Annotated in this window: 17 protein-coding genes; 7 read left to right on the forward strand and 10 right to left on the reverse strand. The window is 36.9% G+C overall.

Translation table 11 applies throughout. The features are described 5' to 3' along the window. Positions 1-115 precede the first annotated feature (115 nt). From ABIL69_10100 to ABIL69_10145, 10 genes are all read right to left on the reverse strand, one after another. Positions 116-1,381, reverse strand: coding sequence for a [Fe-Fe] hydrogenase large subunit C-terminal domain-containing protein (locus tag ABIL69_10100; protein MEO0124337.1), 1,266 nt, complete (start codon positions 1,379-1,381; stop codon positions 116-118). Then, positions 1,374-1,817 carry an ATP-binding protein gene (locus tag ABIL69_10105; protein MEO0124338.1) on the reverse strand — a complete coding sequence of 148 codons (444 nt, stop codon included), beginning with the start codon at positions 1,815-1,817 and terminating at the stop codon, positions 1,374-1,376. The genes ABIL69_10100 and ABIL69_10105 overlap by 8 nt, the downstream gene beginning before the upstream one ends. A 6-nt stretch (positions 1,818-1,823) precedes the next feature. After that, positions 1,824-2,069: a hypothetical protein gene (locus ABIL69_10110; protein MEO0124339.1), complete on the reverse strand. Its 246-nt coding sequence runs from the start codon at positions 2,067-2,069 to the stop codon at positions 1,824-1,826. A 95-nt stretch (positions 2,070-2,164) separates the two neighbouring features. After that, positions 2,165-2,674 carry an NAD(P)H-dependent oxidoreductase subunit E gene (locus tag ABIL69_10115; protein ID MEO0124340.1) on the reverse strand — a complete coding sequence of 170 codons (510 nt, stop codon included), beginning with the start codon at positions 2,672-2,674 and terminating at the stop codon, positions 2,165-2,167. Between the two features lie 152 nt (positions 2,675-2,826). Continuing rightward, positions 2,827-4,101, reverse strand: a complete 1,275-nt coding sequence (locus ABIL69_10120) for a Glu/Leu/Phe/Val dehydrogenase (protein ID MEO0124341.1) — start codon at positions 4,099-4,101, stop codon at positions 2,827-2,829. A gap of 251 nt (positions 4,102-4,352) precedes the next feature. Continuing rightward, the gene (locus ABIL69_10125; protein MEO0124342.1) at positions 4,353-5,726 is read right to left on the reverse strand and encodes a sigma-54 dependent transcriptional regulator; all 1,374 of its coding nucleotides are present in this window, start codon (positions 5,724-5,726) and stop codon (positions 4,353-4,355) included. Further along, positions 5,719-7,932, reverse strand: a complete 2,214-nt coding sequence (locus ABIL69_10130) for an ATP-binding protein (protein MEO0124343.1) — start codon at positions 7,930-7,932, stop codon at positions 5,719-5,721. Before ABIL69_10130 ends, ABIL69_10125 begins: the two co-directional genes overlap by 8 nt. Positions 7,933-7,978: 46 nt before the next feature. Next, positions 7,979-11,044, reverse strand: coding sequence for a hypothetical protein (locus tag ABIL69_10135; GenBank protein MEO0124344.1), 3,066 nt, complete (start codon positions 11,042-11,044; stop codon positions 7,979-7,981). Between the two features lies 1 nt (position 11,045). After that, a complete protein-coding gene (locus ABIL69_10140) occupies positions 11,046-11,798 on the reverse strand; it encodes a response regulator (protein ID MEO0124345.1) in 753 nt (250 codons plus the stop codon). A gap of 18 nt (positions 11,799-11,816) precedes the next feature. Next, a complete protein-coding gene (locus tag ABIL69_10145; GenBank protein MEO0124346.1) occupies positions 11,817-13,781 on the reverse strand; it encodes a cache domain-containing protein in 1,965 nt (654 codons plus the stop codon). Between the two features lie 383 nt (positions 13,782-14,164). Between ABIL69_10145 and ABIL69_10150 the strand changes: the two genes are divergently transcribed. The 7 genes from ABIL69_10150 to ABIL69_10180 all read left to right on the forward strand — a co-directional run bounded on the left by ABIL69_10150 (position 14,165) and on the right by ABIL69_10180 (position 21,397). Next, entirely contained in the window at positions 14,165-15,253 is a 1,089-nt protein-coding gene (locus tag ABIL69_10150; GenBank protein ID MEO0124347.1) for an acyl-CoA dehydrogenase family protein, read from the forward strand. 24 nt (positions 15,254-15,277) lie between these two features. Continuing rightward, complete coding sequence (locus ABIL69_10155; GenBank protein MEO0124348.1) at positions 15,278-15,706, forward strand: hypothetical protein; 429 nt, start codon at positions 15,278-15,280, stop codon at positions 15,704-15,706. Positions 15,707-15,835: 129 nt separating this feature from the next. Then, positions 15,836-16,957: an acyl-CoA dehydrogenase family protein gene (locus ABIL69_10160; protein ID MEO0124349.1), complete on the forward strand. Its 1,122-nt coding sequence runs from the start codon at positions 15,836-15,838 to the stop codon at positions 16,955-16,957. A gap of 152 nt (positions 16,958-17,109) precedes the next feature. Continuing rightward, positions 17,110-18,252: an acyl-CoA dehydrogenase gene (locus tag ABIL69_10165; GenBank protein ID MEO0124350.1), complete on the forward strand. Its 1,143-nt coding sequence runs from the start codon at positions 17,110-17,112 to the stop codon at positions 18,250-18,252. Between the two features lie 128 nt (positions 18,253-18,380). Then, positions 18,381-19,151 (forward strand): electron transfer flavoprotein subunit beta/FixA family protein, encoded by a 771-nt coding sequence (locus tag ABIL69_10170; GenBank protein MEO0124351.1) that lies wholly within the window; start codon positions 18,381-18,383, stop codon positions 19,149-19,151. 70 nt (positions 19,152-19,221) lie between these two features. Next, positions 19,222-20,205, forward strand: a complete 984-nt coding sequence (locus tag ABIL69_10175; GenBank protein ID MEO0124352.1) for an electron transfer flavoprotein subunit alpha/FixB family protein — start codon at positions 19,222-19,224, stop codon at positions 20,203-20,205. A gap of 19 nt (positions 20,206-20,224) precedes the next feature. After that, on the forward strand, positions 20,225-21,397 hold the full coding sequence (locus ABIL69_10180) for a (Fe-S)-binding protein (GenBank protein ID MEO0124353.1): 1,173 nt from the start codon (positions 20,225-20,227) through the stop codon (positions 21,395-21,397). The last annotated feature ends 135 nt before the right edge of the window (positions 21,398-21,532 follow it).

Here is a 21,532-nt window from a genome sequence, read left to right on the forward strand (position 1 = left end):
ATGGGCGACCACGAGCAGTCTTGGCGCTCTTTCAAAGGCAAGAACCTTGAGAAACTTATCGAGCACATAATACTTTTAAATTCAATTTTTTTATTATTTCAGTTAACTTCATAAGTTATTCTCCTAAAAAAACACATCTACCGATTGTGAGATCCTTTTCGCCTTTGGCCAGATCTTCAGCAAATGATTCACAATCCGGTGCTCCACAGACCCCACAATTGATCCCTGGTAAATTCTTAAGTATGCGCTCTTTCTTCTTCAGTTTTCTAATTGCTTCATTTTTATCCGGATCCAGAGGGGAAAATGGTTTGGGCTGGATATTCCGTTCAAATGAAAAGAAATTCTTTTCGTATAACTGTTTCACATAGGAAATATCAATACGATTTTTCCCGCCAAATTTTCTTATCAACTTTAAGATATGGCTCTTGGCAAGGAATCTATTTTCTACTGTCAGCGGTCCGCCAATGCATCCATCCGGACAGATAAGGCATTCAAGATATTCAATATTTTTTATCTTCCCTGACTCTACATCGCTAAGTATTCTTATTGTATCATAGACACCGGAAACTGAAACTGAAGCATCCTGCTTTATTCCTCTTATCTCACCGCCGGAGATTGCCCAACCGATACCGATACCACTCGCCTGACTCTGAGTTTGGAGGATGAAGTTATGTTCTTTTCTTTTAAGTTGTGCCATTAATTGATTATATATTTCTTTGATAGAGATCGCACCATCAAGGTATGACTTTTCCATTGTTTCTGGTTTATTGATAGAGACCATCTTGGCAGGACAGGAAGTGATGTGGAAAATTCCGATATCTTGTTCTGAAATTTTATGTTCTTTCGATAACTCCCTTTTTAAATTCTTTGCGGCAATTTCTCGGGGGGGCTCCATACGAATTATCAATGAAACAAGGCTGGGAAATAGTCTCTGTATTAAACGGACAACAACCGGACAGGTTGAGGATATTATTGGTCTGGGGGATTTATTTCTTTCGAGATATTCCTCAATTGCAATGGAAATCATTTCGCAGGCGAGTGCCTCATCGTAAACATAGTCAAAGCCAATTTCTTTCAGGGCATTGAGAATTTGGTCGGGCATTACATTGCTCCCGAATTGTGAATAAAGAACCGGAGAAGGGAGCGCTACTTTAATTTTGAAACGCGTGATATCTGATGTTTTGGTGGTAAGTGGGGTGATTGCACCATAAGGGCAGGCACGATAGCATTCTCCACAATCAATGCATCTTTCGGCATTTACGACTGCCTTTTTTTCTTTTATCCTTATCGCCTTTGTCGGGCAAACCTTCATACAAACGACACATCCGATGCATTTTTTTTCATCAACTTTTATAGAGTGGTAGAAAATTGGATCAGGCATTTTTGTTATTCAAATTAATGATTATTTCAAGATTTGTACCTTTGCCTACCGTAGAGACAATATTGAAGATATCAGCATTTTTCTGGATATTTGGCAGTCCCATTCCGGCACCAAATCCCATTTCGCGCATCTCGGGTGTTGCCGTTGAATAACCTGGTTGCATTGCAAGTTCAATATCAGGGATTCCCGGTCCTTCATCCTCAACTTTTATTGTTATGCGATGGGAGTCAAGAATGAATTTCATTATTCCCTTCTTTGCGTACATAACCACATTCATCTCCGCCTCATAGGAGGCAATTGCGACCCGGCGTGTAATCTCTGCGTCAATTCCAATCTCTTTTAAAATATTTTTTATTCTACAGGAAGCCATGCCACCGTTTATAAAATCGCCACCAGTGATTTCAAATTCTTCTGAAAGTCTTGTTTCCTCACCCATATTTTTTTATCTTGGGGTCTTCAAACCTTTTGAATAAAGTATTCCACAGGCTTCAAACATTGAATATTCACATTTGAGTAAGGGAATGTTGCATTCTTCTGCAAGTTTTACTGTCTCTATCGGTGGTGATTTACCCCGCACGAATATAATTGCTTTTATTCCGGCAATCTCACAGGTTCTGACTGCTTGATTATTTGCTAATCCGGTTAAAAGCAGCTCAGCAGAGGCATTAGAATGTAAGATATCGCTCATAAGATCTGAGGCAACTACGGAATTGATTTCTATATCTAATGAAGTAAAATTTGTAATTTCCTTTGCTTGAAGTAATGTTTTAAGTTCAGATAGGTTCACTTCTTTTTCGTTTGAAATTTTGCCTTTTTTACCACTGGCTTTGTTTTTGTCTTTAATTCCCCCAAAATTTTATCCGCCTTTTGGAGAGTAGCTTGGGCATTATATTTTCCATCAACAACGACGACCGGCGCAAGTGCACAACATCCTAAACAATTCACGGTCTCAAGTGAGACATGATGATCGGCTGTGGTCTGGCCAGCACTTATCTTTAATTTCTCTTCAAATCTATTAAGCACTGTTGGTGCACCTCGCACATGACAGGCAGTTCCCATGCAGACAGTTATATTATGCTTTCCTGGCTGGACGAGTTTGAAGGCGCGGTAGAAGGTAGCGACACTATAGACATCAATGAGTGGGATGCATAGCTTTTCTGAAACCATCCTCAATGCCTCCTGGGGTAGCCAGTTATATTTCTCCTGAATATCCTGTAAAATTGCAAGTAAGGCGTTCTTTCTATATCCATACTTTTTAATGATATTATTTATCTCTTCTAAGTTTAAACCCATTATAGTCTCCTTTTTGAATATCTTATTATATGCAAATTTTATGAAAAGTCAATGAATTATATAGGATTAAATTTCTAAAGCAAAATGCAATAAAGTTTTTTGCAAAAGAAAAAGCCCGACCCATCTGGTCGGGCTTTTTAATAAATTAATTTTTAGTTTCTACCTACTCTTCCGAATAATCTTGCTGCCTCCGCAACCCTTTGGACGGCAAGGATATATGCGGCGTGCCGCATATTAGTTTTATACTTCTCTGCAATTCTTACCACATCCCAGAAGGATTGCTGCATCATATGCCAGCATTTATTTTTGACTTCTTCCTCATCATAAAAAAGTCTTTGAACATCCTGGACCCATTCAAGATAGGAGACAGTTACACCGCCAGCATTGGCAAGTATATCGGGAATGATGAAGACTTTTTTCTCGCTGAGAATATCAGTTGCCTCATTAGTTGTAGGTCCATTCGCACCTTCGCAGATTATCTTAGCCTTTATTTTGTGGGCATTGTCTTCGTTTATCATTCCTTCTATAGCACAAGGCAACAGAATATCAGCATCAAGTTCCAGTAATTCATCATTGGTGATCTCGTCATATTTATTAAATCCTTTTACTGTCTTGGTCTGGGCGACATACTGGTCAAGGGCTTTAATGTCTATTCCATTTTTGTTATAGATCCCGCCGTAGATATCAGTTATCGCAATTATCTTGCAACCATAGTCATACAACAATCTTGCGATAGATGAGCCAACATTGCCGTAGCCAATTATCGTTACTCTTTTACCTTCAAGGGGAATTTCGAGATATTTAGATGTTTCAAGAAGGGTATAATACATTCCCAAACCAGTGGCACCAGAACGCCCTTTTGAACCACCTATCGCCAGGGGTTTACCAGTAACAACCGCAGGTTCAAAATAACCAACATATCTGCTATAGGCATCACATATCCAAGCCATAGTCTGGGAATTGGTCCAGACATCAGGTGCAGGTATATCCTTTTGTGGACCAATGATTTCTTTTATTGCGTAAGTGTATTCCTTGGTTAGTCTTTCAAGTTCTGCTTCTGACATCTCGGGCGGGTTGCAGATCACCGCGCCCTTGGCACCACCCAGTGGTAGATTCAAAACTGCACATTTCCATGTCATCCAGGCAGCCAGTGCCTTGCATTCCTCTAATGATGCATCAGGGCTATACCTAATACCACCTTTCCCAGGACCACGGATAGTTGAATGCTGAACCCTGAATCCGGTAAATGTTTCAACTTTGCCATTATCTCGCGTTATTGTAATATGGACCGTTAGCTCTTTTTCTGGATATTTGAGCCGGTTATAAATCCAGGGCTCAAGATCCAGCATACTTGCAGCCTTCTCATACTGATAGGTTGCCTCAATAAATGGATCATATTTCTTAGTTAATTTTTTGTTGTTGTTCATTGGAACCTCCTTCACACCCATTTAATATGCAAAACCCGTGCCTGTTTTTTCTAATGAAATTTCAAGGGTTTTATGTATTAACTATTGCAAAATGCAAAACTTTATCGCATTTTGCAAGTATTATCAGGGTAAAAAGCGTGTTTCAAATGCATCTTTAAAATAAATCAATCGCCCTTTTCAAGATATAAGGGTTTTATTCGACGAAGTTATTGTATTATTGGTGTCGAGCAACTTTGGAAACAGGATGAATTTTAGCCTTTGTTTTGCATTTCTTTTAATTTCCTCAGCAGCGAGGTAAGATGGATACCGAGAATTTTTGCTGCCTTTGATTTGTTTCCATTGGTGAATTTCAGAACTTCCTTTATGTATTCTTTTTCTAACTCTTCAAGTGTAACATATTTGTTGCGCAGGGTTGTTTCTTTTATTGAGGAAATTTCAGTTAATAGCGAACTACCTTTTAATTCATTTGGTATATGCTCTAATTTTATCTCTTCGGCAGGATGCAAAGCCATAATTCTTTCTACCACATTGCGGAGTTCTCTAACATTTCCGGGCCAGTCGTATTCTATAAATGCCTTTGCTGCGGACTCAGATATGCCTTTATAAGAACGATGTAATTCCTGATTGAATTCCCTGATAAAGTTTAGTACTAAAGGAACAATATCGTCTTTTCTCTCCCGCAGTGATGGTATATGAATGGGAACAACATTCAGGCGGTAAAATAGGTCTTCACGAAAGTTCTTTCTTTCAATTTCTTTTTTCAGGTCTTTATTTGTTGCCGCAATTATTCTGATATCTACTTTTATAGGAGTCGTTCCGCCGAGTCTTACGAAGGTTTGTTCTTCAAGGACTTTTAAAATCTTTGCCTGGATAGAAAAAGGCATATCTGCAATCTCATCAAGGAAGACTGTTCCTTTGTCTGCCTTTTCTAAGATGCCCATTTTCCTCCGTTTTGCATCTGTGAATGCCCCTGGTTCATAACCGAATAGTTCGCTTTCCAATAAATTTTCCGGTATTGCAGCACAGTTGATTTCAATAAATTCTTTTTCTGCCCTCGGGCTATTGTAATGGATTGCCCTTGCCAGCAATTCCTTTCCCACACCACTTTCGCCGGTGATCAAGACCGTAGTTTTATCAAGCATTGCCACCCGTTCGGCAGTTCTTAAAACTTCAGCCATTTTTCTACTTTGCGCCACGATTCTATTAAAATAATATTTGCCTTTTTCGGTTTCAATAGATTCAGAAATTCTCAAGCGTAGCCTTTGTAATTCAAGGGCTCTTTTTATATTTGATTTTAGGTCGTTGATCCGGAAGGGTTTTAGCAGATAATCATAGGCACCCAATTTCATTGATTGGACTGCCTTTTCAAGTATCTCATAGGCAGTTATCATTATTACAATTGTATTTTCATCTATTTCTTTTATTCTCTTCAAAACTTCAATGCCATCAATCCCCGGCAACATTAGGTCTACAAGCACCAAATTGGGAAAATGTTCTTGAAATATTTTTAGACCTGTCTCGCCTGTGTCCGCAAGAAATATTTCATAACCGTCTTTCTCAAGTGCCCTTTTGAGATTATTAAGTGTCAAAACTTCATCATCAATGATGAGAATTGATTCACTCATCAATTACCTCACTTGTTATCTTCCCTTCCTGTCTGATTGGTAGTATTATCTTCACTTCAGTGCCTTTTCCTACTTCACTATTAATAATTATCTCACCATTATGATTTTTCACATAAGTCAAACTGATACTCAGTCCTAATCCAGTCCCTTTGCCCCTTTTAGTTGTAAAAAATGGTTCAAATACCCGCTTCAAATTTTCGGCGGGGATACCGATACCAGTATCGTTGATTTTTATTTCAACAAAGTCTTCAAATTTAATTTTATTGGTGCTAATCGTGATCGTTCCTTTATCTTCAATTGCTTGCGCCGCATTCAAAAGAATATTGACAAGAACCTGTCTTATTTGGTTGGCATCTGCAGTAATTGGCGGCAGTGCATCCGCAAGTTCTTTTTGAATTTTAATCTTTTTAAATAACGGTTGATGGTGAAGGAAGGAGACGGTTTCTTTGATTAAGTCGTTCAAATTGACTTTTGTAAATTTCGGTGGTGCTGGTCGTGCAAAGTTTAAAAGTCCCCTTACGGTTTCTGAAATACGGTAGGCATTTTCCAGAACTTCTTTTGCCCTTGTTTTCTTTTCCACATCATCTTCTTCTTCTATAAGCATTTCAAGGAAAGAGGTGATACCAAGCAAAGGATTATTTATCTCGTGGGCTGCCCCAAGCGCTAACTGGCTTAATGCCGAAAGTTTCTCATAATCTGCCATCTGCGTCCGCATATTTTCATAAGTGGTAATGTCATTAATCAAGATAGTTGCAGAATGTACACCTTCACCTGATTCAACCGGGAATCCAGAAATATTTAAAATATAGTTATTTCCTTCTATAATCACTGATTTTTTTTCTATACTAAATGAAGTATTTTTATTAAATATATCTGCTAATCTATTTTTGATCTCTTCGTCAAGGAATAGGGGAGAGGCTTCAGAAAGATTAACATTATTTTGACTATTATGAATTTTTAAAAAATTCTTAGCAAAATTATTGCAGTAAGTTATACAATAGTTTCTATCAATTGCCAGTATCGCGCTTGTGATACTATCAGTTATACCTTTTATATAACGCTCAGAAGCACTCAATTTTTTGCTTAAATTTTCGCATTCTTTCAACCTTTTCCGCAATTCTAAATTTATTTTATCAATAAGGGATTTTTTATTGCTTATGTCGTCAAACGCAGATTTTAAATTAGAAGTCAATGATTTTAGTAGATTTGTTATTTGATTTGAGAAGAGTATGGCGGAGAAAAATAGAAATGTGCCAAATATTAAAAAGATCACCAGGATAATCTTTTTTAGTGAATTTACCGGTGCCAGTGCTTCTTTTATATCAATTTCTGAAACCAGATACCAGTTTGGTTTATTGAATCTTCTAAAAGCGCATATAACCTTTTCACCGCGGTAATCCCGATGGGAGATCACACCTCCTTCGCCTTGATGAGGATTGGGTTCACTTTCGTAATATCCGGCCTGTTTCAGGACTTCGCCACCAAGTTTTGATGGAGACAAAAATTTACCCTGTTCATCAACGAGGAAGATTTCGCTTGTTTTACCGATTCTCAAATCAAGTATTAGATTATAAAATTTTGATAGAGTTACTGAAACAAAAACAATGCCGATTATCTCCCCGGATTGATTTAAAAACGGGGCAGATATTATCATTGCATTGCGGTTGAGAGCATCAGAATGAAAAATACTACTATTATATATTTCACCAGCAAGCGCCTTTTTAAAATATTCGCGCTCGGCTATGTTTGCTTTGATTGGTGTGGTTGAAAAAATTATTTCACCTTGGAGATTGGCAATTCCTATGAAATCAAACCATTCGTTATTTTTCATAAATTGAATAAAAATATTATTTTTTTTCTTGATTTCATTAATATTGGATATATCAATACGATTAATAGATAGTAGATTTTTCTCCCGTTCTTCAAGGAATGATTTTATTATTCTTGTATTAACCTCAACCGAATAGTCCAGACTGGTTTTGATATGTTTTTCAAAGTTTGCTGATACTTCATAATTTATAATATAGAAAAGTATGACAAAAGGGATAAAAAAAAGAAGCAAGGTGACCAAAACATTCCTTCTCCAGAGTCCCTTATAAATATCTTTATAAAAAAGATGCCCACAATAGACACATTGCGTAGCATAAATGGGATTTTCTTTACCGCATTTCTCGCAGATTATAAAATCTCTTTTTAATTTATCCATCAAATTAAGTCTATTTAAAAATTCGGTCAAGTCAAGGACAGCTATTTCAAAATATCATACTGTGATAATAGAAAGGTTTTCGGGATTCCTTTAATATCTTCAATTTTTCTATTTCACCATTAACGTAATTTTCACTCCCCCATATATTTAAACCCATTTCACTGGTTGTGATTATCCGTGGTCCCATTATGAGTATGCTATCTATTTTCTTTTCCAGAAAGCTAATAATCTTATAGAATTTATCTTCTAAGACTATGAGTCCATATTTATCATTTTTTTCAAATCCTGCGAATATTCTGCCATCATAATAAGGATAGAACGCTGTTATTTTATCTATTCCATTTATTTTTATTAATTTTATAATTTCTAACTCAGGATTCAGGACAATAAATGTGTCATTTTTAAGAAAAATGATATTATTGAAAAATTGAAAAGTACTTATATATTCGGTAGTAAATCTCGAATCATTAAATATTTCCATTGAGCCATCTCCAAGATTCCATATTCTTACTTCACCATCAATACCACATGAAATGATATTTTTGTTTTTCGTTATTAAAAGGCTAATTATTGCTGATTTATGACCCAATAATAAACTTGTCTTCTTTCCTTCAAAATCCCATAATCTTATTGTACCATCATAGTGCCCGGTGATGAAATTTTTACTACGGTCAGAAGAGAACGCTGATATGGGAACAGTAGATACTGTAAATACTAACTTTCTATTCTTGGTAAAATCAATTGCGTGGATTGATGATGAGTGGGCAAGACAGAGCAATTCATTATAATGACAGTGTCCTAATAGTTTATCCGGTTTTATTTTGGTATAAAGATTCTGGTTATTAACGCCGGTTAGAATACCAACCATACCATCTTTATTGGAATAAGCGATCATCCCTGGACTATAGTAAGAAATTTTCACAGGGGCAGTTTTATCCAGATTTATTGTTTGCAGCAGATTAGGCTGTGATGATAGATTTTCATTGAGAATTCTTGAAAAGTGTTCAGTCTGGACATCAATCGGTTCTTCTCCAATAGCAATTTCGCTATCCGGATGGATAGTATATTTTTCTTTTTTCGTGTTTATTGCTTCTTCTATTATTATTAACTCTTTTTCTTCTTTATGAAATCTACCAATCCGTATATAATCAGCCCATAATCCAACTTTTTTTCTGCTGAAGACTTCTTTTATCTCTTCACTGCTAAGGCGTGAGCCAATTGAATTATCAAGATTGTAAATAAAAACATCTCCATTACGATAAAATTCTGTTTCTTCTATGGGTGGATTTTCAACAAACCTCAAACAATCTTTTACTCGCTCTAAAATTCCTTCTCTTGTTTCAAGGTTAATCCTTCGGGTAGAGTATGTGGTTCGAAAGTTTACAACACAATCAAGATAATTGAATTGGTAGAATGTTTTTAAAACCTGATAAAAATATATCTCATCAAGCCAGCCATCAAGAATAATCAATTTTTTATGAGAATGTTGTTTTATGAAATTTGAAAACGCTTCAGATGGTGAAAGTTTTTTTTCATCCATCATTTCAATTGTATAATATTGCGGATCAAGAAAATCTTTAACAAATTCCTGGTCTATCATCCTGCTGAACATTGTGCGGTGGGCAGGGTTATCTCTCATTAAATAAAGTATTTCGTCTTTTGGAATATCACCAAAACCATTTTTTATTACTTCACAAAAATAAGTTTTTCCCGTACCAGAATCACCGGTGACTGCCATAACAACAGGTTGTTTTATACCCATAAGATGATAAAGGGTTTCAGAGAGTTCATAAAGTCCAATACTGCTTGGCTTTAGTGATAAAATCGGAGTTGCAGGGATATTTGTAAAATTTATTTCCTCAATTATTTCATAAAAACCAATCTTTTTTAGACTATATATTGCTTCCTCAAAGAGTTTTTTGTCTTTTTCATTCAAGAATTCTAATAATGTTGTGAGAATCTCTAAATCAACAGCACCTTCCTTTTTCTTTTCTTCTGCACCAATAATTCCTAATGCCCAGGCGAGTGCGATTTTAATTGTGCTATCCTTGTGATATTTATATTTTATCATTTCATTAATATGATTTTTTCCTGAAATACCAAGTTTACCAATAGACCATATTGCTTCTGATTTTACATCATAAACAGGTATTTTGTATCCATTTGAAATATTTACATAGTCAGCGAGTTGGAGAATTTCTTTTAAATTATCAGCCATTTCAATAAAGTGCACATTCCCTAAAATATATACAATGTTTGATATAAGATTGGTATTTTCGGGTCTTGTAGTTTTCAAAAGGTTAATAAGGGTTCTTGCACACCGTGGGTCTTTTAAAGCACCAAGCATAGAGACAATTTCAAATTGTAACCCGACATTAAGATTATTTCCGCCTTCGTTTAATAACTTTAAAAGCGGTCTGACCAACGACTTTCCCTGAGTAAGAGAATAACCCAAATCTAAATTTATGTCAACATATAAACTTCCATAAATACAAGCCAAATTTTTATTATCTTCAAGTTTTACTTTAATTGGTTCCTGCTTTTCGTAAAATCTGTTTTCTTCGTTGATGATTTTTGAAATAAAGTTGAAGAATGTATTCTTTGTTAGTCTCCCGTGAATCTGAAAGAAACTGTCATATATTGGTGTGTTAATCAAAAGATTTTTTAAATTTGTTTCAAACTCATTCTTCTTGGAAAGATATTGACTTTGTTTTTTCTTTTCTTTATAGTTCCATTCTGGAATGTATTGCTCAGTATTTATTATAAGACACTGATATTCAATTAGCGCGTATAAAAGTTCAAAAATGCCGAGTGTATCTGTGATATAATTATCTGCCAATCCTGAGACATTTTTAAATTTTAATATTAGACTCTGGAAATTTTCATTGTTGTTTATAGTTTCAAAGAGAGATATAATCTGTTCTTCATTTTGAGAGATATTTAATGATTCCCAGGTGCGAAACCAGACTTCACTTGAAATTATATCCCTGAGGGTTTGTGGATTTTTTTGCCAACTGCCATTTTTATCAAGATAGTAGATATCATAACAATCATAATTTTTTAGTAAAATTTGAATATTTTGTAGTAATTTTTCCGGAGTTAATGGAGTCAATTTAACATTTGGTTAGATTTTTTAAATCTGCTTCTAAGTTTGTGGGTTGTATAATTATTAACCAGCCTTCGTTGTATGGGTCAGTTATCAATTTGCTAAAGTTTTTGTGCAGATCTTCATTTATTTTTAATACTTTTCCCGAGACTGGGGTCCATACTCTGTAGATCTGCTTTGCGCTCGTATTTATTCTTGCACATGCTTCTCCTTGATATCTCATTTCACCGGTATTAGGCAGTTCCAGCATTGCAATTTCTTTGATACCTTGGACTAACCTTTCATGGGCACCGATTTTAATGTTTCCGTCTTCTTCAATTTTAGCCCAGGAGTTGTCCGTAATGCAGTAATAGCCTGTAGGAATAGGCATTAAAGATATTTTTTCTTTTGTATAATACTCAAGGGCGCGATTAACAAGGCTTCTTAATTCGTCTGGTGTGAATGGTTTGGGGATGTAATCAAATGCGCCGAACTTTATTGCTTCAACAGCAGTCTTTATTGAGGGATAACCAGTCACAAGAATGAACTGAACATCAGGGGTAATTGTTTTAACCCTTTTCAGCAATTCAATACCTGTTATGTCGGGCATCATTAAATCGGCAACAATCAAATCATAATGATTATTATTATGTTTAAAAGTTGCTTCTTCACCGCTCAGCGCCATATCAACGATATAATCAAGGTCTTCAAGGGCACTGGCTATGCTTTTACAAACTGTTATCTCATCATCAACTACTAAAATTTTAAATTTTTTATTCATAAAATGCTCCTTTCATAATTATAAATTGGGCAATCGTATTTTGACTTTTGTCCCTTTATTAACCTCACTGTTTACCTCAATAGTGCCATTGTGCTGCTGGATAATACCATAACTTATTGAAAGTCCAAGTCCTGTACCCTTTGATTTTTTTGTAGTGAAGAATGGATCAAATATGCGGTCTAAATTTTCTTTTGGTATGCCAATACCTGAGTCTTCAATTTCTATTTCTACAAATTTGTCACCTGTTAATGACCGAGAACGAATTTTTAGAATTCCACCATTTGGCATTGCATCTATCGCGTTTAACAGAATATTAGTTAATACTTGTTTCATTTTGCTTTCGTCCGCCATAATTTGTGGCAAATTTTTATCCAAGGAGATTTCAACTTTTATATTATTTGCAAGAAAAACACTCTCAAAAAGTATCAATGTTTTATTAATAATTTCGTTTATTGAAATCAATTTCATCTCGGGCGGTGTCTGCCGTGAAAATTCTAACAGTCCACTAACAATTTTTGCACACCGCTGGGTTTCATCAATAATCATATCAAGTTTTTCTGTCAATTTAGAATTTTCTTTTATTTTTTCTTTGATTAGATGACTGTTGATAAGGATTGCGGTTAGCGGGTTATTGATTTCATGGGCAATACCGGCAGCGAGTCTACCAATGGCAGATAATTTTTCATTTTGAACCAATTGTTCCATTGCCTTTTCTAATTCTTTTGTTTTTTCTTGAACTTTTTGTTCAAGGGTACGGGTTAGATTGACATAACCTTCGGTGGCACTTTGAAGGGAGGCTACCATCTGATTGAATGATTTGATCAATTCTCCAATTTCGTCGTCAGAACTTACCATAGCCCGGGCTGACAGGTCGCCTTTTGAGACCCTTCCAGTTAGATGATATAATTCATTTATTGGTTTTGTTATACGCTTTACCGTGAAAAAAGAGATAATTGCCAGGGCTATAATGCTCGCGATAGCAATGAGAATGAATATTGAAACCACACGGTTTTTTAAATAAACATAAGGGGCTTCCAGCATACCAACATATAGAATACCTACAATTTGGTTATTTATGTCATGGATTGGTTCATATGCTGTGATGAACCAGTCATTCACTACAAATGCCCTGCCAATCCAGGGATTACCATTTACAAGAACCTGGTCGTAAACCTCTTCTGATACGCGTGTTCCGATCGCCCTTTCACCTGAAATATCGCGAACATTGGTGGTAATCCGCAAGTCTTTCAAAAATATCGTTGCGGTTCCGATCTCTTTACCTCTAAATCGTTCGTCTTTGTAAACAATATCTTTTATTTTATCAACAATTTCATAATTCCTATTTAACAATCTACCACCATACACAACACCGATCAGATTATTATTGTCATCAAAAACTGGTGCTCCGGCAATGATTATCAATCCTGATGTTTCCAGTGTATCATTACGGGGTTTTGCCTTGGGTGTTGGGAGAATTCTGATTTTAACTCGTTCTGCAAGTTTTTCACTTTCTTTTTTTAGTTCCTCCTCAAATATAATTATTATACCGTAAATGCTTTCTTTTTCTTTCAGGACTTTTTTTAATATTTCATTTTCAGAAAAATCGTTATAGTATTCTGGATTCTCAGCCCGAATGATTATCCGCCCGGTGTTGTCAGTGATGTTTAGTATATCAAGATTTTCGTCTTCTTTAACTTTCTGCAATTCTTTTAGCAAGAACAAACGATTTTTTTTGATAAGGGCATCTTTCACAAAATATCTGCTTGCTGTCAAACGCACAATATTTTTTATAGTCCTTCCTTCTTCTTCAAGAACTTCTCTTGCAGTATTCAGGTCAAGTTTAACCTTTTCCTGTCCCTGAGCCACAATTGTATTTCCAATTATCTGAATACCGGTAAAAGTTGAAAGAAATATACCAATGATTATTACCGTTGAAAAACTCAGGATTAACTTTGTTTGCAATGGGAAGAACTTGCGTTTCATCGTGCCTAATTATATATAAATTCAGTGGATGGTCAATATCTATTTATTGACATTAATTGCAATTTTAATATAATTATAAATATATATTGTCGCTTGTTTTTATCTTCGGTTCAGTTATGGAGGTTATCTGTAACTGACAAGGGCGGTAGCATGCACCAATTTTCCCCACAGATGTCAAGCGCAGCGTAGACAGGTGGTAGGAAAATTGAGTGTCCCGAGCGAAGCGAGGGGCTCCAATCCCCACAGATGTCAAGCGCAGCGTAGACAGATGTGGTAGGAAAATTGAGTGTCCCGAGCGAAGCGAGGGGCTACCAATTCAAGCACCTAAAAGTCCGAAATACCTGAATGCCTAAAAAATATAGTGTTTTCAGACAAGGAGTTTTATGGGTTTAATAAAATTTAACAATGAACAAAAGTTGGTTCAAAATGAAATTAGGAAGTTTGCGGTTCAGGAGGTTGAACCTTTATCCCGGGATATTGAAAATGAAGGTAGAATACCCGAATCAGTCTTTAAAAAACTGATTGAATTAGGATTGTTATCACCAATAATTCCCTCTGAATTTGGTGGTGCAGGAATGGATACTACAAGTCTATGCATTATCATTGAAGAACTATCAAAATCTTGTGCTTCGCTTGGGCTTATCCTTGCAGCAAATAGCCTTGCTGGATTTGTTTTGTTAAAATTTTCAAGTGAAAAATTTAAATCGTATTTGAACAGGCTTGCCAATGGAGAAATAGCGGGATTTTCATTTGATAATGGGACAAGGGGGTTAAAGATAGTTCAAGAAAATCCTTTGATAATAAACGGCAAAAATAGATTTGTTCTTAACGGTGAAATTGCGCATTTTTATCTTTTGTCTCTCAAGACTGAGAAAGATTCAGGATTGTTTGTTGTAGAGAAAACGGATGCAAAGAAGATTGTGAAACCATATTTATTAGGAGTTAAGTCCGCAGGTATTGCTGATATTGATTTTGAAAATTTGCAAATTTCCGAAGAGTCCTTTATAATAAATAGTGCAAATATTACTGGCGCAATGGAAGAAATAAATAGATATTTTGCTCTATGTCTTTCGGCGATAGCGCTGGGCATTGCTCAAGCAGCACTTGAGGCATCAATAAAATACTCAAAAGAACGCCGGCAATTTAACAGGCCAATTTGTGATTTCCCAATGGTCAGGGAAATGCTGGCAGAAATGAGGATAAAAATAGAAGCAGCTAAAGATATCGTTTATGACACTGCAATTAGAGTTGATTCTGGTGAGGATTACGCACTTGCTTCTGATATTGCCCTCGCAACCAGCGCCGAGACTGCAGTTTATTGCGGAATAAAATCAGTCCAGGTATTCGGTGGTTATGGCTATACAAAAGATTATCCGGTTGAGAGATATTTAAGGGATGCAAAAAGCATTCAGGTCATAGGACAGTCTGGTTTTGTTTTGAGAGAGAAAATTGTCAGGAACTTACTTGGTTAGAATAAGGGATTGAGATAAAGGTTTATGAATCAAAGATTACTAATAATTTTAGTAGTTGCAATCTTAATTTCAGTGGGTATGCACCTTTATTCGGTAAATAAGATTACTGCCTTTGTTCGTAATAAAAAAGGCGTCATTCGTTCTCGGATCGACCTTTCAGAATTAAAAGAGGTTATTAACACAAATATGAAGTTGGCGGTTGTTTATATAATTTTCTATATTGCCTTTTTCATAATCACCGCTCTTTTTGCTGACACGGGTTGGTTTTATCAAGCAATATTGACCTGGTTCCTTTTCGGGATAATTACTCTGCCGGTGGGTTTAATTGGCAAACATTATGAGAATAAAATAAAGTCATTACGGATTGAGTCTGATGATGATAAAGAGGTGGCGCGGATATTTGAGACATATCTTGTTCAATGGAAAGAGGCAAGATGGAAACTGCCCGATTGAAAGGCATTTTTTAGAGAGACATTGAAATTTAAAAAAGAATTTATAAAGAATAAAAGACCGTGGATATTTTCAGAAAATGTAGCCGCAGGCTTTAACCTGCGTATAAAATATTAAAAAAGGCGGTGGGTTATGATTTTAAGTGAAAAACACAAAGAATTTAGAGAAAAGGTGCGGGCATTCGCTGATAATGAAGTAGCACCCAGGGCAAAGGAGATTGATAAGAAAGGTGAATTCCCCTGGGATTTGGTAAAGAGAATGGGTGAACTGGGATTCCTTGCCTTGTATATCCCGAAAGAGTATGGTGGCGCCGGGCTTGATGTTCTATCTTATGCAATCGCGGTAGAAGAAATCGGCAGGGTCTGTGGTTCAACCGGGATATTTCTTGCTGCTCATTCTTCTCTCGGTGTATTCCCGATTTATTATGCAGGAACAGAAGAACAGAAACAAAAATGGCTCATCCCATTGGCAAAAGGCGAAAAGATTGGTTCTTTTGGTCTGACCGAACCGAATGCGGGTAGCGATGCTGCCGGAACACAGACAAGGTTCAAACTTGAAGGTGATAGGTATATAATAAATGGGACAAAGCGGTTTATTACTTCAGGACATGTAGCGGATGTGATTATTTTTACCGCCACAAAAGACCCTGCTTTGGGTTATAAAGGTATCTCTGCATTTGTGGTTGAAAAAGGCACACCGGGATTCACACCGGGCAAAGAAGAAGATAAACTTGGCCTACGCGGTTCAATAACTTCAGAACTGATATTTGAAGATTGTGTAATTCCGAAGGAGAATATACTCGGGCAGGAAGGAGATGGGTTCAAAATATTTATGGAAACCCTTGATGGCGGCAGGATTTCAATTGGGGCACTGGCACTGGGTATTGCCCAGGGAGCGCTTGATGCATCTGTAAAATTCGTTCAAGAAAATGGTCTTACAAAAAACCAATCAATCCAGTCAATGATAGCCGAAATGGCGACCGAGATTGAGGCCGCAAGACTATTGGTGTATAATGCTGCACAATTAAAGGATGCGGGTTTACCTTATGTTAAAGAATCGGCAATGGCAAAATATTATGCCTCTACAGTCGGGATGAAGACGACGAGTATGGCGATAGATATACATGGTTTACTTGGCATAACCGATGAATATCCTGTTGAAAGATTCCTGCGTGATGAAAAACTAATGGAGATTGGTGAGGGCACGAGCGAAATTCAAAAGATTGTCATTGCAAGACAGATACTGGGGAAATGAAAATGTCTAAATACCTAAACACCTAAATTCTTAAAATTTTTTGGCATTTAGGTATTATATCTTTCAACAGGATAAGTTTTGGACTTTTCCATTTTAATCTTTAGGTATTTAGGAATTTTGGACTTTTAGGTGTTTTCCGAAAGGGAGGTTATATGAACTTTGATTTAACTGCTGAACAAAAAATGCTACAGGACCAGGTGCGGAAATTTGCCGAAGCCGAACTTGCACCTCTGGCGCCTGAGATTGATAAGACCGGGCAATTCCCCTGGGATAATATAAAAAAATGTGCAAAACAGGGATTACTGGGGATTGTTGTGCCTGAAAAATACGGAGGTTCGGGTCTTGATTTTGTATCACTGGCAATTGCGATAGAAGAAATCTCACGTGTGTGTGCAACAACGGGTGTGATTGTTGCTGTAAATAATTCACTCGTTACTTATCCTATTTTGACCTTTGGAACCGAAGAGCAGAAGCAAAAATACCTTCCACTTTTATGCAGTGGTGAAAAGATTGGTGCAATCGGAATTACTGAACCAAATGCTGGGAGTGATGTAGCCGGAATGGAGACGACGGCGAGACTCGAAGGCGATTATTATGTTTTGAACGGCACCAAGAGATTTATTACCAATGGAACCGAGGCAGGAATCTATGTAGTATTCGCATATACCAATAAAGAATTAAAACATAAAGGAATGAGTGCATTTATTGTTGAAAGGGGTACCCCAGGATTTACACTCGGCAAGCATGAGGATTTGATGGGTATAAGGGCAAGTGGTAATTGTGAGTTAATATTTGAGGACTGCAAGATCCCAAAGTCAAATTTGCTGGGAAAAGAAGGGGATGGTTTCAAGATTTGTATGAACACCCTTGATGTATCAAGGGTTGATATTGGTGCCCAGGCAGTTGGAGTCTCACAGGCAGCACTTGAAGCAGCAATAAAGTATTCTAAGGAAAGAAAGGCATTTGGTCAACCAATTTGTGAATTTGAAATGATACAGTCCATGCTGGCTGAGATGGCAACCCAGATTCATGCGGCGAGATTGCTTGTCTATTACGCGGGCTATTGCAAAGATAAAGGTATGCCGAGATTTTCAAAAGAATCAGCAATGTGTAAATATTACGCTGCGACAATCGCCGTTGATGTTACAAGAAAGGCAGTGCAGATTTTTGGTGGGTATGGTTATACAAAAGATTATGCTGTTGAGCGATTTTATAGAGATGCCAAGATTCTTGAACTCTACGAAGGCACGAGCGAAATTCAGAAGATTGTGATAGCGAGGGAATTGATTAAATAAAAATACCTAAATACCTAAACGCCTAAATTCCTAAAAATTTTAGATAATAAGGCTCTTTATATTCTTTAGTTTCACTTTTAGGTATTTAGAAATTTTGGACTTTTAGGTATTTTTAAAAGGGAGGTCATTTGAATATCATTGTCTGCATAAAAAGGGTGCCTCAGACTGCTGAGGCAGATGTTAAAATAGATTCCAGTGGGAAGGATATTATTAAAGAGCGGCTTGCCTTTGATATGAACGAATCGGATAGTTATGCCCTTGAAGAAGCGATACTTTTGAAAGAAAAGTATGGTGGTTCGGTAACGGTTATCAGTTTTGGTTATCCGGATACAGAAGATACTTTAAGGATTGCATTAGCAAAGGGTGGTGACTCGGCAATAAGGATAAAGGCAGAAGAGATGGGGGAGACTGATGGGTACAAGACGGCAAAGGTCTTGAGCTCAGTTATAAAGGGATTGAACTATGATTTGGTCTTAACGGGTTGTATGGCGACCGATGATGGATATTCAATGGTCGGCCAGACCCTCGCAGAGTTATTAGGAATTCCGCATGCTACACTTGTTACAAAACTCGAAGTAAGTGATAAAAAATTGCAGGTGCACCGGGAACTTGAAGGAGGTTTGCTTGAGCATCTTGAATTAAGTTTACCTGCGTTAGTTACGATACAAACCGGTATTAATACGCCACGTTTTGCTTCACTGATTGCCATTCGGCGTGCAGCAAGCAAAGAGATTAAGACAATTGGAAAAAGCGAACTACCATCGGATATTGATACACATTCTATACTTGAAGAGTTATTTTTGCCCCCGGTCGGTAAGCGGGCTGAGATTTTAACCGGCAGTGCTGATGAAGTGGCAACAAAGATTGCAGGTATCATTAAAGAAAAAGGACTTTTGTGAACAATTGTAGCGGTGTGGTGCATCGCAAATCTGTAGCGGTGTGATTCATCACACAAATTAAGGAGATACTATGGCAGAAATATTTACCTTGGTTGAACACCGTCAGGGAACAATAAGGGATATAACATTTGAATTATTAACCCTGGGTAGAAGAATTGCCCAGAGTTTAAATACAAAATGCACAGCAATATTATTGACCGATGATGCAGAAAAATTCATCAATCAGATAAAAACCCAGGCAGATCGTATCATTGTTATGGAAAATGGTTTATTCAAAGATTTTAATGCTGAAGTTTATCAGATTGCGCTCGCAGAAATTTTCAAGAAGGAATCTCCGTTTTTGGTGATTATCGGGCATACTGCAATGGGTATGGATTTGGGACCTGCACTTGCTACAAATTTGAATATACCGTTTTCCACTGACTGTCTGGATGTCCAGGTCGTTGATAATAAGCTAAGGGTTATAAGGTCAATGTATGATGGAAAATTGAATGCAAAGATTTTATTAAAGGATAATCCATCTTACCTTATAACCTATCGTAGTGGCAGCATCCCGGTTGAAATGGCAAGTCTTAATGCAGAAGTTGTTAAAATGGAAACCCCAATAAGTGCTCAACCTGAATATCGTAGATTTATTGAATACATTGAAGCAGCAGTTGGTGCAGTTGATATTACCAAGGCAGATGTGATAGTGTCGGTGGGCAGAGGTATAAAAGATAAGGCAAACTTACCCATAATTGAAGACTTCGCAAAGGCGATCGGCGGTGTTATTGGATGCACAAGGCCCGTGGTAGATGCCGGCTGGCTTCCTAAAGAGCATCAGGTCGGTTCATCAGGGAAAACGGTCAAACCCAAATTATACATTGCCTTAGGAATCTCGGGTGCTTTCCAACATTTAATGGGTATGAAGAATTCTGATACTATCATTGCAGTCAATAAAGACCCCAATGCACCGATATTTAATGAGGCAGACTACGGTATTGTTGAAGACCTGTTTAAGGTTGTGCCGGTTTTAAAGAACAAAATTTTAGAATTAAAACAAGCAAAAGGATAATTTTAGAAATTGGAAGGTTATGAATAATTTACTAAAACTCAATCCTGAAATCCGTGAACTGCTTCTTGAGCAGGGTGCGGAAGATGCAATAAAATGTTATGAATGTGGCAGATGTATGGCTGCCTGCCCCTGGAATATGCTTGATGGTATAAATTATACAACATATCAGTTTCCTGATCTTGTGAGATTGGGTGCGATACTATGCAGTGAAGACAAAGACGCAGTCTGTCAGGAGACAAATGAAGTATTCCGCTGTGTTGGTTGTGATAGTTGTCTTTATGAATGTCCAAGGAAGGTTAATATTTCCAATATTCTTCGTTCTGCTCGTAGAATAATGATTGATTTTGGTTCTTATCCGGCTGAGTTGAAAAGTTTAATTTCGCGTTTAACGAGTAACAATAACCCCCTTGGTGAACCTCAAGAAAAAAGAAAAGACTGGGCACAGGGTTTAGATATAAAAGAGTATAATCCTGCACTTGAGAATCTTTTCTTCGTCTGCTGTATTACTGCCTACGACGCACGCGCAAAGAATGTGGCAAGGTCAATAGCACAGATATTCCAGAAAGCAGGTGTGAATTTCGGCATTGCAAGTGAAAAAGAAAGTTGTTGTGGTGAGGCAGTCAGGCGCACTGGCGGAGAAAAAGTTTTTCAATCGCTTTTTAATAATAATCTCAAGGCATTCAAAGAGTTAAATGTGAAGAATACGATAACAATTTCACCCCATTGTTATACAATTTTCAATACCGAGTACCGGAGTCACTATAATTTTCAGACATTTCACTACACACAAATACTTTTTGAACAAATAAAAATTGGGAAAATAAAACCAACAAAATCATTCAACAAGAGCGTTGTCTATCATGACCCCTGCACCTTGGGAAGGCAGAGCGGTATTTACGAAGAGCCAAGGGAGATATTAAAGTCAATTCCAGGACTGAAACTTGTTGAAGTTCCATTTTTCAATCGTAAGAATAGCGTCTGTTGTGGCGCAGGTTCAATGGGTTTGTGGCGTGAATATGCAAATGAAGAACGTCTTGTTAACTTGAGATTAAAGCAACTTCTCGCTACCGGTGCCGAAATCATTGCGGTCGCCTGCCCTTATTGTTTGCAGATGTTTGAAGAAACGTTGAAGGCGATGAATACTGATGTTAGGGTTATGGATGTTTCTGAAATACTGGCAGGAGCATTGTAATGAATAGAGATATTGCACATAAAAAATATATCCAGATACTTCGTCAGATGTCCCCTGAGGAAAGACTGCGTAAGGCATTTGAACTTTCTGAATTTACACGACAACTTTTCATTTATGGATTACGCAAGAGGTTTC

It is taken from the genome of candidate division WOR-3 bacterium (genome assembly GCA_039802005.1).
Lineage (GTDB): Bacteria > Hydrothermota > Tepidihabitantia > SM23-42 > JAOAFX01 > JAOAFX01.

What these genes read in the sequence shown, in the direction of transcription:
- ABIL69_10100 (MEO0124337.1), bottom strand. Translation starts at nt 1,381, where the DNA reads ATGCCTGATCCAATTTTCTACCACTCTATAAAAGTTGATGAAAAAAAA.
- ABIL69_10105 (MEO0124338.1), bottom strand. Translation starts at nt 1,817, where the DNA reads ATGGGTGAGGAAACAAGACTTTCAGAAGAATTTGAAATCACTGGTGGC.
- ABIL69_10110 (MEO0124339.1), bottom strand. Translation starts at nt 2,069, where the DNA reads ATGAGCGATATCTTACATTCTAATGCCTCTGCTGAGCTGCTTTTAACC.
- ABIL69_10115 (MEO0124340.1), bottom strand. Translation starts at nt 2,674, where the DNA reads ATGGGTTTAAACTTAGAAGAGATAAATAATATCATTAAAAAGTATGGA.
- ABIL69_10120 (MEO0124341.1), bottom strand. Translation starts at nt 4,101, where the DNA reads ATGAACAACAACAAAAAATTAACTAAGAAATATGATCCATTTATTGAG.
- ABIL69_10125 (MEO0124342.1), bottom strand. Translation starts at nt 5,726, where the DNA reads ATGAGTGAATCAATTCTCATCATTGATGATGAAGTTTTGACACTTAAT.
- ABIL69_10130 (MEO0124343.1), bottom strand. Translation starts at nt 7,932, where the DNA reads ATGGATAAATTAAAAAGAGATTTTATAATCTGCGAGAAATGCGGTAAA.
- ABIL69_10140 (MEO0124345.1), bottom strand. Translation starts at nt 11,798, where the DNA reads ATGAATAAAAAATTTAAAATTTTAGTAGTTGATGATGAGATAACAGTT.
- ABIL69_10145 (MEO0124346.1), bottom strand. Translation starts at nt 13,781, where the DNA reads ATGAAACGCAAGTTCTTCCCATTGCAAACAAAGTTAATCCTGAGTTTT.
- ABIL69_10150 (MEO0124347.1), top strand. Translation starts at nt 14,165, where the DNA reads ATGGGTTTAATAAAATTTAACAATGAACAAAAGTTGGTTCAAAATGAA.
- ABIL69_10155 (MEO0124348.1), top strand. Translation starts at nt 15,278, where the DNA reads ATGAATCAAAGATTACTAATAATTTTAGTAGTTGCAATCTTAATTTCA.
- ABIL69_10160 (MEO0124349.1), top strand. Translation starts at nt 15,836, where the DNA reads ATGATTTTAAGTGAAAAACACAAAGAATTTAGAGAAAAGGTGCGGGCA.
- ABIL69_10165 (MEO0124350.1), top strand. Translation starts at nt 17,110, where the DNA reads ATGAACTTTGATTTAACTGCTGAACAAAAAATGCTACAGGACCAGGTG.
- ABIL69_10175 (MEO0124352.1), top strand. Translation starts at nt 19,222, where the DNA reads ATGGCAGAAATATTTACCTTGGTTGAACACCGTCAGGGAACAATAAGG.
- ABIL69_10180 (MEO0124353.1), top strand. Translation starts at nt 20,225, where the DNA reads ATGAATAATTTACTAAAACTCAATCCTGAAATCCGTGAACTGCTTCTT.